The 16,575-nt window shown below is 41.7% G+C and carries 18 protein-coding genes and 1 tRNA gene; 8 read left to right on the forward strand and 11 right to left on the reverse strand.

From position 1 onward, the window contains the following. Positions 1 to 7 precede the first annotated feature (7 nt). Genes H4I94_RS09560 through epmB form a run of 3 tightly spaced genes read right to left on the reverse strand, consistent with a single transcriptional unit; the run spans position 8 to position 4,876 of the window. Positions 8 to 2,119: an EAL domain-containing protein gene (locus tag H4I94_RS09560; protein ID WP_131273345.1), complete on the reverse strand. Its 2,112-nt coding sequence runs from the start codon at positions 2,117 to 2,119 to the stop codon at positions 8 to 10. After that, positions 2,101 to 3,846 (reverse strand): GTPase, encoded by a 1,746-nt coding sequence (locus H4I94_RS09565; RefSeq protein WP_261182933.1) that lies wholly within the window; start codon positions 3,844 to 3,846, stop codon positions 2,101 to 2,103. The genes H4I94_RS09560 and H4I94_RS09565 overlap by 19 nt, the downstream gene beginning before the upstream one ends. Positions 3,847 to 3,859: 13 nt before the next feature. Next, positions 3,860 to 4,876 (reverse strand): EF-P beta-lysylation protein EpmB, encoded by a 1,017-nt coding sequence (gene epmB / locus H4I94_RS09570; RefSeq protein WP_092818538.1) that lies wholly within the window; start codon positions 4,874 to 4,876, stop codon positions 3,860 to 3,862. A 70-nt stretch (positions 4,877 to 4,946) separates the two neighbouring features. On the opposite strand from epmB, the gene efp reads away from it, so the two are divergent. From efp to H4I94_RS09610, 8 genes are all read left to right on the forward strand, one after another. Continuing rightward, complete coding sequence (gene efp / locus H4I94_RS09575; RefSeq protein ID WP_092818537.1) at positions 4,947 to 5,516, forward strand: elongation factor P; 570 nt, start codon at positions 4,947 to 4,949, stop codon at positions 5,514 to 5,516. Positions 5,517 to 5,689: 173 nt separating this feature from the next. Continuing rightward, a complete protein-coding gene (locus H4I94_RS09580) occupies positions 5,690 to 7,783 on the forward strand; it encodes a carbon starvation CstA family protein (protein WP_261182934.1) in 2,094 nt (697 codons plus the stop codon). Further along, complete coding sequence (locus H4I94_RS09585) at positions 7,780 to 8,082, forward strand: YbdD/YjiX family protein (protein ID WP_092818535.1); 303 nt, start codon at positions 7,780 to 7,782, stop codon at positions 8,080 to 8,082. Before H4I94_RS09580 ends, H4I94_RS09585 begins: the two co-directional genes overlap by 4 nt. Before the next feature lie 153 nt (positions 8,083 to 8,235). Then, positions 8,236 to 9,141 carry an AAA family ATPase gene (locus tag H4I94_RS09590; RefSeq protein ID WP_261182993.1) on the forward strand — a complete coding sequence of 302 codons (906 nt, stop codon included), beginning with the start codon at positions 8,236 to 8,238 and terminating at the stop codon, positions 9,139 to 9,141. A 24-nt stretch (positions 9,142 to 9,165) separates the two neighbouring features. Continuing rightward, entirely contained in the window at positions 9,166 to 10,071 is a 906-nt protein-coding gene (locus tag H4I94_RS09595) for a DUF58 domain-containing protein (protein ID WP_261182994.1), read from the forward strand. 3 nt (positions 10,072 to 10,074) lie between these two features. Next, on the forward strand, positions 10,075 to 12,084 hold the full coding sequence (locus H4I94_RS09600; RefSeq protein ID WP_261182935.1) for a DUF3488 and transglutaminase-like domain-containing protein: 2,010 nt from the start codon (positions 10,075 to 10,077) through the stop codon (positions 12,082 to 12,084). Positions 12,085 to 12,115: 31 nt separating this feature from the next. Then, positions 12,116 to 12,192 (forward strand) — tRNA-Val (locus H4I94_RS09605). A 322-nt stretch (positions 12,193 to 12,514) separates the two neighbouring features. Then, a complete protein-coding gene (locus tag H4I94_RS09610; RefSeq protein WP_261182936.1) occupies positions 12,515 to 13,525 on the forward strand; it encodes a tyrosine-type recombinase/integrase in 1,011 nt (336 codons plus the stop codon). Positions 13,526 to 13,594: 69 nt separating this feature from the next. On the opposite strand, the gene H4I94_RS09615 is transcribed toward H4I94_RS09610, so the two are convergent. From H4I94_RS09615 to H4I94_RS09650, 8 genes are all read right to left on the reverse strand, one after another. Continuing rightward, complete coding sequence (locus H4I94_RS09615) at positions 13,595 to 14,230, reverse strand: hypothetical protein (RefSeq protein WP_261182937.1); 636 nt, start codon at positions 14,228 to 14,230, stop codon at positions 13,595 to 13,597. A 107-nt stretch (positions 14,231 to 14,337) separates the two neighbouring features. Then, positions 14,338 to 14,619, reverse strand: coding sequence for a hypothetical protein (locus H4I94_RS09620; RefSeq protein ID WP_261182938.1), 282 nt, complete (start codon positions 14,617 to 14,619; stop codon positions 14,338 to 14,340). After that, complete coding sequence (locus H4I94_RS09625; RefSeq protein WP_261182939.1) at positions 14,619 to 14,822, reverse strand: hypothetical protein; 204 nt, start codon at positions 14,820 to 14,822, stop codon at positions 14,619 to 14,621. Before H4I94_RS09625 ends, H4I94_RS09620 begins: the two co-directional genes overlap by 1 nt. Then, the gene (locus H4I94_RS09630) at positions 14,819 to 15,121 is read right to left on the reverse strand and encodes a hypothetical protein (RefSeq protein ID WP_261182940.1); all 303 of its coding nucleotides are present in this window, start codon (positions 15,119 to 15,121) and stop codon (positions 14,819 to 14,821) included. The genes H4I94_RS09625 and H4I94_RS09630 overlap by 4 nt, the downstream gene beginning before the upstream one ends. Next, positions 15,114 to 15,407 (reverse strand): hypothetical protein, encoded by a 294-nt coding sequence (locus H4I94_RS09635; protein ID WP_261182941.1) that lies wholly within the window; start codon positions 15,405 to 15,407, stop codon positions 15,114 to 15,116. The genes H4I94_RS09630 and H4I94_RS09635 overlap by 8 nt, the downstream gene beginning before the upstream one ends. Then, positions 15,400 to 15,831, reverse strand: a complete 432-nt coding sequence (locus H4I94_RS09640) for a DUF551 domain-containing protein (RefSeq protein ID WP_261182942.1) — start codon at positions 15,829 to 15,831, stop codon at positions 15,400 to 15,402. The genes H4I94_RS09635 and H4I94_RS09640 overlap by 8 nt, the downstream gene beginning before the upstream one ends. Beyond that, positions 15,831 to 16,232, reverse strand: coding sequence for a hypothetical protein (locus tag H4I94_RS09645; RefSeq protein WP_261182943.1), 402 nt, complete (start codon positions 16,230 to 16,232; stop codon positions 15,831 to 15,833). Before H4I94_RS09645 ends, H4I94_RS09640 begins: the two co-directional genes overlap by 1 nt. After that, a complete protein-coding gene (locus tag H4I94_RS09650) occupies positions 16,232 to 16,528 on the reverse strand; it encodes a hypothetical protein (protein WP_261182944.1) in 297 nt (98 codons plus the stop codon). Before H4I94_RS09650 ends, H4I94_RS09645 begins: the two co-directional genes overlap by 1 nt. Between the last annotated feature and the right edge of the window lie 47 nt (positions 16,529 to 16,575).

Here is a 16,575-nt window from a genome sequence, read left to right on the forward strand (position 1 = left end):
ACAAGACCTATTGGTCTTGTACATCAATCAAATGATCCAGTTTTTTCTGGAAATAATCGCCCTGAATAAAACGTGCATCCACATTCCATGCATTTGCAAACAGGGTCATGTCATTCAGGTCACGCAGCATGATTTCGCCAGGTTTGATTTCCTGGAAAGCGCTCAGTTTTTCCTGTAACTCCTGGGTCGTTTTTTCTGCCTGCAACATTTTGGTCAAATTCTGATGCAAGGTTAAACAATTTACATCCAGTTGACGTAACATCGACTCGCTATAAATGGTATTACCAAAGTCTCTGAGGGAAACTTCAGCACCAAATTGACGTAACTGGGCAATATACTTTTGGGCATCTGAAATATTCTGACTAATATCTTCTTCCGAAAATTGTAAAATTAACGGATGCTTTAATTTACTGCGCACAATGGTAATGAGTTTTGAAATAAATTCAGGGAAAGTGCGATCGTGTAAGAGAACCGCTTTATTCAGATTCACAATCAATCTTGCTTCAGGATATTGAGTAATGAAATTATGCAGTTGTTTACATGACTCCACGAGTATCCAGCGATCCAGTTTAATAGATAACTCAGGATCTTCTGCAAGTTCTCTTAAACCCGCCAAATCTCTCCAGGTATTTTCATAAATAAAGCCACTGGTCACTTCATAAGTATATAAATTGGTGTCTTGCTTATCGTAAAGTTGTTGATATTTAAGATGAATTTCACCGCGATCCAGACTTTGCTGCAAGGCTCGGAGTAGGGCTGCTTCAGGCGAACTCGGTGCTGCCTTAATTTCGGGCTGGTGCAGATCAATGCTTGGAATGGCTAATGGTGTTTCTAATTCAAGTGCTGGAGTCGGCTGATTTTCTGGTAAAACAGTCTTATAAGCTGAAGCAATAAATTGTTCAAAATGTTTTTCATCGCGTATTTCAGTATCTAACAGCGTATAGCCAATTCTGAGATTAAGCGGATAAGATGTTTGGTTAATCGACAGCAATTGCGGTTTTTTCAGCGAGCTTAAACCGATAAGTTTTGACTCTAACTTGGCTTTGGATTCAGCTTGGAACAAAGCAACGTAAATTCCAGAACTCATTTCAAATAAGGGAACATGAGTTTGTTCTTTTAAAAATTCCTTGATATTGCTGAAATACTTTTTGAAAGTATCCCATTCACCTTCAAAAATGCTGTCCGGGCAGGAAGTCAAGGAGAATAGAACTAATGCATTGATATCAGAAGGCTGTTGAGTAATTGTGCGATTAATCAGCTGATAAGTATTCGGCTTTGGAGCATCAGTCGGAGAGATCGCCTGAGCTGATGGTGAAGAGTCAATATCAACGGTAATTTGTACCGCATCTTCTTCATCCGTAGAGGGCAAAAACTCGATTTTAAGCGGGTTGGGAATAGAGACCTGATCATTGAGGCTGTTGATTTCAAAACGCCCCAAATCAAACTGACCTTGTGAAATTTTTTTAAAACGTAGCTTAAAGTCATTTAAATCTTTAGGCTGAAGCAGATCCAGAAGGGGAAGTCCAACAATCTCATCTTCATTCTTAATTCCAAAAAGTGCTAAATATTCAGGGTTAGCCTGAACATGAATACCTTCCTGAATCAATGCAATGGCTTTGTTGCTCTCTTGAACTAAAGACTGGGCATGCGTTTGAGCTGTTTCTAGCTCTTCCATTAAATGTTGTTGCGTCAGGACCAAACGACTGAGTGAAAGTGCACGTAAAAGCCCGAGATAAAAACGATCTGGATAATCCAAATTAAGAATGTCATAGACGCCTTTACGAATATATCCCGCATATTGATCAGCTTGATAATCATCAGGCTTGAGCAGGATCATAGGAAGGTTGGGTTGCTTAGACAGGCGGATTAAGCTTAATGCCTGTTCATATTTCAGGTCATAAGCACGGCCAAAAATCACCAGATCCCATGGATGATGTAATTGTTTTTCAAAATTTTGTAAGTCATCCAGCAAGGTAGCATGTACCACATGTTCACTTGATGTTAAAAGGTCACGAATTTGGTTAAAACGGATCTGATTGTCATCGATAATGAGTAAACGTGTTTCAGTACGTTTTAACTTTTTGGACAATAATGGATTTCTCACTTCAATGCTTCCCATAAATCGTGATTCTTGACTTCATTCGTTTGCTTATTAATAAAGTTCTTGATTAGGTTTTCTTGATGCTCATTCAGTAATTCGAACTCAAAATGAATAAAACTTTGTGTAATGATTTGCGCTTTAGTTAAATAAATTTTTATTTCTTCTTGTCCCAAGCGCAGATGAATGGTTTGTTTTTCTCTAAACATATGTGAACCGGAAACGATCAGGCTGGTGGATACCTCATCAAGCTGGCTAGACTGAACGATCAGGGCAGGTTGGTAGTTATGGCTATGGCGATCTGTTTTGATCATGACAGCACAAGGGAATAAATCTTGTGCCAGAACTTCCAGTCCCAGTTCCAGGCTTTTGGCTGTGGACTGCTTGATCCAGCGGATCACACCACCACGCCAGGGACTGTGGGTATTTTCCTGAATTAAAATAAATTCGCCGGTTTTCAAATTCGAAGGTGCAGCGCCATTCCATTTAATTCTGTAACCATTGACACTGATGTCCAGAACTTCTGCAGGATAAATTTGTTTGGCTTCCCGGTCTAGAGTTTTCGCCGTCGTCATTTCAGCAGGAATATTCGAATTCATCGAATTAATAAAGCTGCTTTCATTGTGGAACTGATAATTGCTATCTAAATCCAGAGTCTCATGAAAGTTTTTGCCCTTAGACAGGTAAAAATGTGCCACTGAAAGACTGAAGCAGATTTGTAATTGTGCAGAATATTCATAACGCTCATGACGACGTTCCGTATTGGTCGTAAGCAGGTTGTGAATATGAAAATGCAGGGCCGGCGTTAAGAATAACTTTTCATTACGCGATAGATAACCCGACTTTTTGGTTTGGGTTTCCGAGAGGTGATCTAATAAATTTTGCGTTGAAATATAAATGGTTGGTTTATATAAACTGGATTGATTGACATTGAAAACAGGGGGATAGTCTTTATGAATATCGACAATATAACGAGAAAGCGTCGTTTCCTTAGGTAATATATGGACCAGTTTTGCCCAGTCGAAACTGCATAAATATAAGCCCTGCATTTCAGAAGGCCGAATTTGATGGGTATTCAGAATTTCCAGCAACACCAGTTGTGAATAAGCCTGAGCAACGGTTTGTAAAGGATGTTGCGTGTCTAAAATCTGGTTAATATTGGTTTGATAAAAATTATTTTTAATTGCACATTCAATCAGCTGATGTGCAATTAACCATTGTCCAAATAAAGGCGTGCTATACAGCAGATGCTGTTGATAAAGCAATAAAGACAGCTGCTGCAAGGCATAATAAGTAGACACGATTCTGGCAGTCTGCAAACTTTTCTTCTGGTTGAATGCAAATAGAGAAAACTTTTGCATGCTGAGCTGGGTGTTGCAGCGTTTTGAAATATCGATATAAATTTTAGCAAAATGACTACGTAACAGCATCGCCAGTTCAATAATCTGGTCACTGCGGTCATTGCTCGCCAGCCCCTGATTGAAAAAATGCTTTTCCAGACTGCTTAAAACGTTATCCAGGGTCGGATGCAGGATTTGAATCAAGTCAAAACGCAACATTTCCGGACATTTAAGTTCTGATATTTCCAGCAATGCATTGAAAAGTTCTTTAGAAGAATTCCCCAGTTGAAGAATGGATAAATTGGATACCCATTCTTGTAATCCCTTTGCATTCGTTGGGCAAAAGCTTAATTTTTCCAACTTTAACTCTGTTGGTGTTTGGAAGATATCTGAATTACTCATAAGCATCGTTATTATTAACTCAAAAAGTTGAAACTCCAAAAAGCGGTGTTTTATTTTTTTCGCCCGCTATTTCCCTAACGAGTTTAGGAACCAAATATCCCGGCAGGTTCTCTAAAACCTCTTTATATATCAGATTAATTTCTTCAGGACTTAAGTCAAAATGATGGGCACCTTTTACTTTATCTAATACGTGTAAATAGTATGGCATCACACCTGCATCAAACAGGCGGTAACTTAAATCCACTAACAGTTGCGCAGAATTATTAACCCCTTTTAATAAAACTGCCTGATTCAGCACGGTAATTTGTTGTTGAACCAACGCTGAAAGTTTGGAACAGGTAAAATCGTCCAGCTCAGCGGCATGATTTGAGTGTACCACTAGAATAATGCGCAGCCTACTGTTTTTTAACAGGGAAATCAGCTCATTGTCGACACGGTTGGGGATTACGATCGGAACCCGTGAATGAATTCTCAAAAATTTAATTTGCGGCATGGACTCAAGACGATCAATCCACAGCGCAAGTTTTCGGTTGGACAGGGTAAGCGGGTCGCCACCGCTCAAAATAACTTCATTTATATCTGGTTGATTTTGAATGTATTGTTTAATATTTAGCCAGTCTTCGTTTTTTGGCAGGTTTTCTTGATAGGGAAAATGACGGCGGAAACAGTAACGACAATGAACTGCGCAAGCACCGGTTAAGGTGAGTAAAAAACGCGATTTATATTTATGTAATACGCCTGGCTGCTGATTGGCCTGTTCTTCACTTAAAGGATCAGTCACAAATCCAGGATGATCTTCAAGTTCCAGATGGTGGGGCAATATTTGTAACAGCAAAGGGTCAAGCGGGTCACCAATGCTCATTTTTCCGACGAACGCACGTGGAACACGCAACTTAAACTTTTCAGAAGCCAGGATTGCCCCTGATAATAATTGATCAGGCGAGAGCTGAAGCGTTTCAAGCAACTCTAAAGGGTCCGTAATCAGGTCACTCAGTTGAGATTGCCAGTTTTGCTCTTGATACAAATAGTTTATCATGCCAGATGTTAAAAATAATGCTAGTCTAGCATTAATAGATTTAAGTTAGTAAGTTTGGAGCGAGCCTTTCATGGCCAATTATTCTACAAATGACTTTAAGCAAGGCCTTAAAGTAATGCTTGACGGCAACCCATGTTCAATCATGGAAAATGAATATGTAAAACCTGGTAAAGGTCAAGCATTCAACCGTGTAAAACTTCGTAACCTTAAAACAGGTAAAGTTTTAGAAAAAACTTTTAAATCAGGTGACTCTTTAGAAGCAGCGGACATCGTAGAAGTAGAAATGAACTACTTGTACAACGATGGTGAAATGTGGAACTTCATGGACCCAGAAACTTTTGAACAGATTGCCGCAGACAAAACTGCAATGGGTGATGCTGCAAAATGGTTAAAAGACGATTCTAACGAACTGTGTACAATTATGTTATTCAATGGCGTTCCATTGACAGTAAGTGCGCCAAACTTCGTAGTATTGAAAATCGTGGAAACTGATCCAGGCGTACGTGGTGATACTTCTGGCGGCGGCGGCAAACCGGCTAAACTCGAAACTGGCGCGGTTGTTCGTGTACCATTATTCGTACAGCAAGAAGAAAGCGTTCGTGTAGATACCCGTACTGGTGACTATTTAGAACGTGCATAATGGTTTTAAAATAGACTATTATCGAAAGGGATGATCAAAATCATCCCTTTTTTTATGCCAAAGTATTAGATGAAAAGCAAAATATGAGGAGTACAGTCGCAAGGGAAGAAACAGCAGTATACCGAACAATAAAAAATTAAGGCTGATTTATGCATTAGATATGAGGGCTTTACATGGAAACGATTCAACCGAAGTTATCAATGACTTCCAAAATAGTGTGGCTTCTGGTGGCAGTTCTAGGTGCGGTGTCATTTGGAATACTTGCCATCAGCAGAGGTGAGCATGTCAATGCAGTTTGGCTGGTTTTAGCTGCCATCTGTGTCTATAGCATCGCTTATCGCTTCTATAGCTTATTTATTGCCAATAAAGTTTTTGAACTCAATGCAAGACGTTTAACCCCCGCTCACCGTCTGGCAGATGGTCTGGATTATGTACCGACCAATAAATATGTTTTGTTTGGACACCACTTTGCCGCCATTGCCGGTGCCGGGCCTTTAGTCGGGCCAATTCTTGCGGCACAGATGGGCTACTTGCCTGGAACCATCTGGTTGCTGGTCGGGGTCGTGCTTGCAGGCGCTGTTCAGGACTTTTTAGTTCTGTTTATTTCGACCCGCCGTGATGGACGTTCACTGGGTGAAATGGCAAAGCAGGAGCTTGGATCTTTCGCAGGTATCGTTGTGATGCTGGGTGCATTAGGCGTCATGATCATTATTCTTGCCGTGCTTGCCTTGGTGGTGGTAAAAGCTCTGACCAACAGTCCATGGGGCGTGTTCAGTATTGCCGCAACCATTCCAATTGCAGTCTTTATGGGGATTTACATGCGCTTTATCCGTCCGGGTAAAATCGCAGAAGTCTCTATCATTGGTTTTGTGTTGATGATGCTGGCGATTGTCTATGGCGGTAATGTTGCAGCTGATCCGTACTGGGGACCAATCTTTACCCTTTCAGGCACGCAACTGACCTGGTGCTTGATTGTTTATGGTTTCATCGCTTCGGCATTGCCGGTCTGGTTGCTGCTTGCTCCGCGTGATTATCTTTCAACATTCTTGAAGATTGGCGTAATTGCCGGTCTGGCCGTGGGCATTATGGTGGCATTGCCTGAAATGAAAATGCCGGCGGTAACGCATTTCGTGGATGGTACAGGTCCTGTCTTTGCTGGTTCGATGTTCCCGTTCCTGTTCATTACCATTGCCTGTGGTGCCATTTCCGGTTTCCATGCCTTGGTTTCTTCAGGAACGACTCCGAAGCTGGTCAATAACGAAGTGGACATTCGTGTGATCGGTTATGGCGGCATGCTGATGGAATCCTTCGTTGCTGTGATGGCGATGATTTGCGCGACCATTCTTGAACCTGGGGTGTATTTCGCAATTAACGCACCTGCTGCGGTGCTGGGTACAACGGTTGAAAGCGCGGCAGAAGCGGTGCGGACTTTAGGCTTTGTGGTGACACCTGAAGCCTTGACCCTGCTTGCTCAGGAAGTGGGTGAGAGTTCAATTCTATCGCGTACCGGTGGTGCCCCGACATTTGCGATTGGTATGGCGCACATTATTACGGAAATTTTCAATAACCGTTCCATGATGGCGTTCTGGTATCACTTTGCCATTCTGTTTGAAGCACTGTTTATTTTAACAGCGGTGGATGCAGGTACACGTGCTTGCCGTTTCATGGTTCAGGATACGGTCGGTATTGTGATTCCTGCGGTGAAAAAATCGCACAATTTCTTTGGTAACTTATTGGGTACCGCAGTTGCTGTTGCAGGCTGGGGCTTCTTCGTTTACCAAGGTGTGGTTGATCCGCTCGGCGGGATTAACAGTTTATGGCCACTGTTCGGTATTGGTAACCAGATGCTGGCTGCTATGGCACTGATTTTAGGTACGGTCATTCTGTTCAAAATGAAGAAAGAAAAATATGTGTGGATCACGATTGTTCCCACCATTTTCCTGTTCATTACCTGTATGACTGCAGGCTGGCAAAAGATCTTCCATGAAAATCCGAAAATTGGTTTCCTGGCACAGGCCAACCGTTTCTCTGATGCGATTGCCCGCGGTGAAATCTTAAAGCCAGCCAAAGACCTTGCTGAAATGCAAACGATTGTGTTCTCCAATCAGATTAATGCGGTACTGTGCGGTTTCTTTATGATTGTGGCTATTGTCATGGTGTTTGCTGCGATTGGCGTCATTCGCCGTGCCTCGGCAAATCCAAATCCAAGCGTGCAGGAATCGGAAGCCATTTACAGTGATTCAATTGGGACAGGAGAGGTGAAATGAGTCTAAAAGATCAAATTCGCCAGAAACTGGCATTAGGCAAAATCATCAAGTTTACGGTACTGGCTCAACCGAAAAAGCTTTTGATGTTGAATGGCATTAAAACTATTCAGGTCATTTGGCAACGTTTGCAGCAAAGCTTTCGCCTGATGGTTGGTGTACCGGATTATCAGACCTATCTGGAGCATATGGAAAAGAACCATCCGGACCTGGTTCCAATGGATGCCAAAACATTTTACCGTCACTGTGTGGATGCGCGTTATCCAAGTGCAAGTGGCGGAATGAAGAAATGTCCTTGCTAAGCTGAAGATATGTTGGTCTGAAATCTTCTGATTTGTTTGGAAAAACCGGAAAACGGTGTATGTTAATCATGCACCGTTTTTTATTGAGGAAAGAGTGTGATTTGGGGTACGAATAAAGTTCAAAAACAAGAACTCACACCAGCGCAGCAAGAGCTGAATTTTCAGGTGGAATTTTTTGCGACAAAAATTCAGGCATTCTTGACTCAAATCAACAGCATTATTCTGGATAAAGAACAACAAACCAAACTGGCTTTATGTTGTCTGCTGTCTGGTGGACATGTGCTGTTTGAAGATTTGCCGGGTCTGGGTAAAACCACCTTGTCCAGTGCCTTGTCGCATATTGCCGGATTGAAGTTTCAGCGTATCCAGTTTACCAATGACATGCTCGCCAGTGATGTGATTGGGGTGAACATATTTAATCAAAAAGAACATCAGTTTGAATTCAAGCAGGGACCTATTTTTACCCAGATCTTGCTGGCCGATGAAATTAACCGCTGTAGTCCCAAAACGCAAAGTGCCTTGCTGGAAGCCATGGAAGAGGGACGGGTGACGGTAGATGGAGTGCGTTATGACTTGCCGCAACCTTTTTGGGTGATTGCTACCCAAAATCCCTTGTTCCAGAGTGGAACTTATAGCTTGCCCGAATCCCAGCTCGACCGTTTTTTGATGCGCTTGTCACTGGGCTATCCATCGCGTTCGGCAGAAAAACTGTTATTACAGCAAGATTCCCGCTATGCCCTGATTTCAACCTTGCAACACGTTTTTAATGAACATGAAATTCTGGCGATACAACAGCTGGTGACACAGGTTTATATTGCCGATGCAGTGCTGGATTATCTGCTGGATCTGGCGACTGAAACCCGCAAAAGACCGCATGGTTTATCGACTCGTGGATTGCTGGCCTTGAAAAAAGCAGCCCAGGCGCATGCTTTTATTGAACAGCGTAGTTATGTGACCCCAGATGATGTGCAGGCAGTGTTTGCCGCTGTGGTGTCGCATCGTATGGGCTTAAGCGAAGCAGAAGCCTTGCGGTTGATGCAGCAAGTTCATATTAGTTAAAAGGTGATCCACTTGACTACACCTTTGACCCAGCCCTGGCAAAAATGGTTAGCGAAACGCTTTCAATTTAAAAAAATCAAACAGCTCTCGCAAAAAGACATTTTGATTTTTATCTATCAGCAAGGTTATTTGTATCTGGTATTGATTTTGCTGACCTTTATTGCCGGGGTAAATTATGCCAACAACCTGATTTTGGGTTTTTGCTTTCTGGTCAGTGCTATTTTATGTATCAGCTTTTATTTAACTTTTAAGCAGTTGCATGGGCTCAAGCTTGAAGTTTCAGTCAATGAGGTTGGACAGGTGGGGCATCAACTGGATTTGCAACTCCATTTTCAGCAAGCGCAAAAGCAGCCACGTTATTTATGGGTCAAAACCAGTCAGCATCTGGAAAAAATCTACATCTCAGAATTGAAGCACACTATGACCCTATCTTTTTTTACTGAAAAAAGAGGGCGGTTTGATTATCCAACCCTTCAGGTATATTCAGTTTATCCTTTTGGCCTGGTGCGTGCCTGGACCTATTTTTATTTAAAAGAATATTCCTGGGTAGCGCCTAAAGCGGCCGTTTATCATGCGGAAAACAAGCAGCATCAGCACACTTTTGAACCGGATATGGATGAATTTCGCGAGCTGCGTAATTTCAAGTTGGGAGATCGTCTGCAAGCGGTATCTTGGAAGCAGGCCGCACGCGGACAAGGTTTATATATCAAGGTGTTTGAACAGCATAACGAGCAGATGAATATTGAAATTCATTATAGCAATATGCCAAGTGCCCAGCATGAAGAAAAACTCAGTCTCATGATGGGCTTGATTGAGCAATGTGAGCAAATGCAGTGTGCATATGCCGTCTTTTTACCGCAAGCCGAATTGGCAGCAGGTCTGGGTAACAGCCAGTTATTACAGGCCAAAAAACTTTTGGCGCAGGCTTAAATCATGATTCATGCACAGATCAGAACCTCGATACTGATGACCCTGTCATTGATACTTCTGGCACAGGTTGTGTTTAATCCGCTGCTATTGAGCCTTATTTTTGCCTTGATGATCCTTTTTTTATTTTATAGCTTAAAAGATCAGAGCAAGGCTTTATCCAGAATATGGACTTTTATACTGACTTTCATTGCCTTGGCTGCAATTTATTTTAACTATCAAACTTTTATTGGCATAGAAGCCGGCGTTGCCATTTTATCGACATTTTTATTTGCCAAAGCCTTAGAAAGCAAAAATAAGCGCGATGTCATTATCCTGTTTAATTTTGCCATGTTTGTCAGTGCCAGTTCATTCTTGTTTAGCCAGTCCATCTGGATGGCGTTGATGGTGGTGCTCTGTTTACTCAGCTGCCTGATTGGCCTGTACCGTTTACAGACCCATGAATTCAGGCAATTGCAAAATTCATCCGGCGCATTGCAAAGTGACGCAAAACATGTGGGCAAATTCCTGATTCTGGCGTTGCCTTTTTTTATCTTGCTGTTCGTGTTTTTTCCGCGCTTGCCGCCACTTTGGGCAATTCCGATTCCGGTACAAAAAAGTGTTACCGGGATGAGTGACAGCATGTCACCGGGGGATATTGCCGAATTGTCACAGTCAACCAGTCTGGCATTTCGAATTATTGGCGATATGAACCAGTTGCCAGGCCGCAATGAATTGTATTGGCGAGCTATGGTGTTAGATCAGTATGACGGTAAAACCTGGACCAGCAGTTTTGTAAACGAAAAACCCGTCTCAATGCAAGGTTTTCAGAACAGCAAAGACAGTTTTGATTATCAGTATTTAGCGGCTGACCCTCATGTGATGTGGGTGATGGGACTCGAACAATCACGGCCATTGCAGCGGAACTATGAGTTAAAACACGATGGCCGTATTACGCCGGTACGCCAAATTTTGCAGAATCAGCCGATTGCATTGCAATGGCTGGGGAATGCTCAGGTGCAAGAGGAGGCTGTGTACACAACCAACGTACTGGAACAAATCAATACCAAAATTCCAGGGCGCCTGGATGAGCAATCACGCCAGTTTGCATCTGACATGTTCAGGCAGAGCGGACAGCAACCCGAGCGCTATATAAACAACATTTTGCAATGGTACAGAAAGCATGACTTTGCATATACCCTGAATCCCGGATTATTGGGAGATAACCGGATAGATGAATTCCTGTTTCAATCACGTCGTGGTTTCTGTGAGCATTATGCCTCCAGTTTTGCTTTGCTGATGCGTTATGTCGGAATACCTGCACGTGTGGTGGTGGGCTATCAGGGCGGACAACTTGCACCAGATCGTGCCAGTTGGGAAGTACGCCAGCTCGATGCACATGCATGGACAGAGGTGCTGTTGCATGGAAAATGGCAAAGAATTGATCCTACAGCAATTATTGCGCCCCATCGAATAGGTGGTGGAATGCAGGATTATATTGAAAGTGATCGCAGCATTTTGGGCAACAAAGAGCAAAAGTGGAAATACCGCCAGTTTGCAGTGATGAAAAACATGCGCATCTGGAGTGACTACGCGAGTTATCAATGGCAAAGCAAGGTAGTGGGTTATGATGCCGAAAAGCAGCAAGGCTGGCTGTCCAGGTTAGGTATTCAAAACGCGTATACCAGTAGCATCATTATGTTATTAAGTATTCTGCTGGTGGTGTTAATTTATTTTATCTGGATTGTGTATCGAAACAGTCGGTCGGTTTCAGCTTATGAGCGTGCCATTCAACAATTTTCGAAAAAATTGGAACCCGGCTTGCACAAGCAGCCTGCAGAAACTTTTTATAGCTGGATGCATCGTTTGGCGGAAACAGCCGGGCAGGAGCAGCAACAGATATTTACTCAAACAGCGCAGTATTATCAACAACAGCAATATTCATTCATGCAAAATCCCGAGCAAATAAAGCAATTTAGAGAAATGCTTAAAACTTGTGCAGATACGTTAAAAAAGAATAGAAAGCACTTGTCTTAAAAAATAAAAATGAATATGATGCACAACACTTAGGTGTATAGCTCAGTTGGTTAGAGCGCTACGTTGACATCGTAGAGGTCAGCAGTTCGAGTCTGCTTATACCTACCAATATTCTAAACGTTATGTTATAAGGGTTTTAAGCGAAAACAGTAGCTTAAAGCCCTTTTTTATTGTCTTGAATAATGCATGTCGTTATCTGCACTATCTTTATAATCGGTACTTTTTGCCGATAATGCAGTTTAATTTAGACCAAGATTAGACCAAGATTTTTGAGTTTAGACCAATGAAATTACCTAAGCCGATCAAGCGCGGTGAAAGCTATCGAATAAAAATTATGATTGCGGGGAAAACATATTNTAATCGGTACTTTTTGCCGATAATGCAGTTTAATTTAGACCAAGATTAGACCAAGATTTTTGAGTTTAGACCAATGAAATTACCTAAGCCGATCAAGCGCGGTGAAAGCTATCGAATAAAAATTATGATTGCGGGGAAAACATATTCTGCAACCAGAGATACCGTAAAAGAATGTGAGCAGTGGGCAGCGCAAAAATTACTTGAGTCAAAGGCAAATCAGCTGGCTGAAGATCAGGGCATAAAACAACACTACCCATTCAAAACACTTTTTCATAAATACTATGATGAGCAGGGCCGGAAGCTTCGCGGATCCAAATACGTCAAAGAACAATTAGGCCCATTTGATGAGAAATTTGGTGCACTGGCAGATATGTCTATTCATGACATTACACCCAAGCATTTAACCGCCTGGCGTAATAAGCGATTAAAAGAAGTTGGTGCAAATACAGTGCTGCGTGAAATTGCGCTGTACTCGTCAGTTTTTAGCTACGCCGTAAAGGAACTATTCCTGCTTGAGACTAATCCATGGATGGGGATTAAGAAGCCTGCTAAGCCCAAGGCGCGTAATCGCCGTATCCGTGATGATGAGATTGATTTAATTATTGAAGGGTTAGGGTATAGGCATGGCCAGGTGCCAACACTTCCCGAGCATTATGTTGCCTGGGCATTCTTATTCGCATTAGAAACAGCGATGCGCCGTGGTGAAATCCTTGGCATTAAAATGTCTGAAATTTATGATCGGCATGTGCATTTACCAAAAACCAAAAATGGTGATGCTCGTAATGTGCCATTGACGAAAAAAGCTTTAGCTTTACTGGATCTAATTGATCATGAGGGTGATAAGTTAATTCCCCAGAATGAGAATGCCTTCAGATTGATGTGGGAACGCCGTAAAGCGAAAGTAGGGCTATCAGATATCCATTTCCATGACACACGCCATGAAGCTATTACCCGGTTTGTGAATAACCAAAAATTACCGGTAGAAGTGTTGGCAAAGGTGACAGGGCATAAAAATATCAAAGTTCTGGTGAATACTTACTACAACCCGGATGTTGAAGATATTGCGGATATGATGGATGCATAAAAAATCCCTATTCAATAGTTGATGAATAGGGTTTCTTTTCGGCTTATAGAAATGAGGTTTGTCGTAGGATTATTTGACTCTTATATTGTCCAATTCATTTACTGCTACAATTTTGATATTTTTTTCTTTCTTCAAACTATCAATTAATATCGCTTGATCCGAAAAAGTATCAAATAAATACCAATGTGTTTTATCCTCTTTTAAAGTAACAATTGGAAGATTGCTGTTGATTTTTTTATTAAAAGCCACAACCCCATTAATAAATGGTGCTACGAATAGAATTAATGAAACACATATCATTTTACCTAGAAACTTATAATAGATAATTCCATATAGAGCATTAAAGACTGCTAAATATGATAAAGATTCCCAAATAGTATTAGTCTCTTTAAATATAGCCCAAAAGATTAAAAGTGTAATAAGAGCCGAATTACCAATTATCAAAACTTTTTTTGGAGAGATAGGAGATTGTTTGTCAAAAAGAGCTTCAAAATACATTAAGGCTAAAATTACACCTGCTCCAAGCCTAATATTCGAAATCAATAATTCTTTAGTAGTTAATAAATTTATAATCCAATCACTATTTAATCCAGCCTCATAATAACCATAGTAATAACTCACTCCTGTAATAAAAAGAAATGAGGTGACCATGCCAATTAGTTCTACCCACCCCACTCCTAAGCTTTTGAGTCTTTCTTGAATCATATTTTCACTACATGCTTTGTATTAATAATCATTTGGTTATCATATTCATGGTAACTATCAATAGCAAAGCAAAAGTATTTGCGTATACAAGTAAAATTGATATTGGATTAGTTTTTACGTTGGCGACCTCGCTTAGCAACGGGCTTAGTAGTCAAAATCAAATTTGCCTGCTCTGGATCGTAAAGGCATTTACCGCGTGTACCTTTGTTGATCTCTGCACAGCGATCACGGACCGCATCAACACTAATTCCATACTGCTGAGCCAATTCAGAAGCGGATACCAATTTTGGGCTTACATCCTTGATCGATACGATCTTTGCACCGCCAACCTCAGAGCCTACAAATAGCTGAGGCGCTTCACCATGTACAGTGATTTGAAAAACTCCCATCAAGAAACCTCCCGCAAACTTTGCAAAACCTCAAAAGGCAACTTCACATCAACACTGGCTTCATCGTTTCGAGCAATGTAATCATCAACAATGTGATAAAGCAGCTCAGTTTCTTCACTGTTGAATTGAGTGCCAGTACCGCCAATTTTTCGAGCTGCTAATGATTCTCGGATGTCTTTGGCTTGTTCTAGTTTTTCAGTCATTGTTTTAATCCTTGCTTAATACGACTGCCAGACTTAATTTCTTCATCAGTGGCATGGTCTTTAAGTTGAATGACAACAGGCCCATTTCTAAAATCAGGGGAAATTAACTTTCCGTCGAGCTGATTGCGCTCCCTGGGTGTTAAGTTGCGCCATTTCGCGATACACCAACTGCCTTTTAAAATCCCAATTGGCATATCCATGCACATTGAGCCGTAGCTATAGCCATGATCTTGCAACCATTTTTTAGCAGCACTCACAGCGCTAAAATCACCGGTTTGATTGAATTCTATTTCAGTCATTGGCTGGCTCCTGTGCTTCATCCTCGTCATAAATATCACCACCACACTTAGAACATGAATCATTTTCGGTGATCTCTTTGAGAGCAACCCACTCTCCACAGTCCATACAAGTTGTGCACTTTTTATCAGGATTGGCTTTTTCAAAATTTGACCAAGCATCGGATAAACCATTGTCAGCCTCCGACATACAATCAAAATAATGATCACAGTCATCACAAATAATCATTCCATCGCCCTTGTCAGGGTTGCTTTGATTAATTGAACAAACCTCACATAAATCAACCATGGCCTTGCTCCTGTGCTTCGATCATGGCTTTTTGCTTTGCATCATTTTCGTAGTAGAAATGGTATTGCTCAGGCAATTCAATGCTCTTTGGCATCCAGTGCGATTGACCGTAAGCCGCCTGCCATCCGTAGCAATTTCTCTCTTTAAAGCCGCCAGCCCATTTTGAATCACGTGTTACTTGTCGAACTTGCCCAAGGCTATGCACAAAAACTTCTTCACCCTCTTCGGGCATCCGATCAGAAGTTGAAATCCATTCCGGCACCGCTTGGGCTTTGGCTGCTTGCCACATTTCCCATGCTGCCTGAACCTCATCCCAAACATATCGATCAGTAATAAAACAAAAGCAGTTCACAAGGTTCATTTTATAAAAATCTGTTTTTTTAAACTCAGCTTCAAACGCTTCTCTTTCTTTCTGTAAATCCATCACACCACCTCAACTTTCAAAACGTACTTTTTACCGCCACTGGTAAACTCAACCGATTCGCCTTTATCCAGTAGGTAATGCCCAATGGCTTCCAAATTTTTAAGACTCAAACCTGTTTTGGCTCTTGCTCTGCGTCGGTCGCACAGAATGCAAGCATTGGTTTTGACTGAGCGTTCCGAGCTACCACATTTTTCACAAGGTGCATAAGGTACATACGTCTTTAAGCCTTTAGCTTCGGCTGCCTTACGAAGTGGGATATTATTTTTTAAACCACCTGTAGAAACGGGTTGATTCCACTCGATAGCTTTATCGGTATTCACAGCCGGCTTAATCTGGCCACCATTCGCTACAAATTTTGCAACTGCTTCCGAGTAGTCAGGTTTGATTTGAGCTCCAATCATCACGCCGCCACCTTCAATATTTTTGGTGCCTGAGCACGCAAAGACTCGATTAACGATTTACCCACTTTCAAATACTGCTTAAGAAAAATCGCATAGCGTTTCTGTGCGGCAGCATTCATCTTTCCGGTACCATCAATTTCCAGTGTTTCTTTATTTGGCATGCTGTAGCGTACGCATGGGACATGTTTAATAAATTTAGCCTGGTAACCGCCGTTTAAAAGCCATGTTTCAAATGGTCCGGCAAGTTGGATGTGAATTTGCTTAGTTCCTTCAGGTTCAATGGATAAGTAATTCATTTCGATATCCTCTAAATGACCATGCTCCTTGCATGGTCATCTATGCC

The sequence above is a fragment of the Acinetobacter sp. T_3_1 genome (assembly GCF_025377055.1).
In the GTDB taxonomy this organism is placed as follows: domain Bacteria; phylum Pseudomonadota; class Gammaproteobacteria; order Pseudomonadales; family Moraxellaceae; genus Acinetobacter; species Acinetobacter kookii.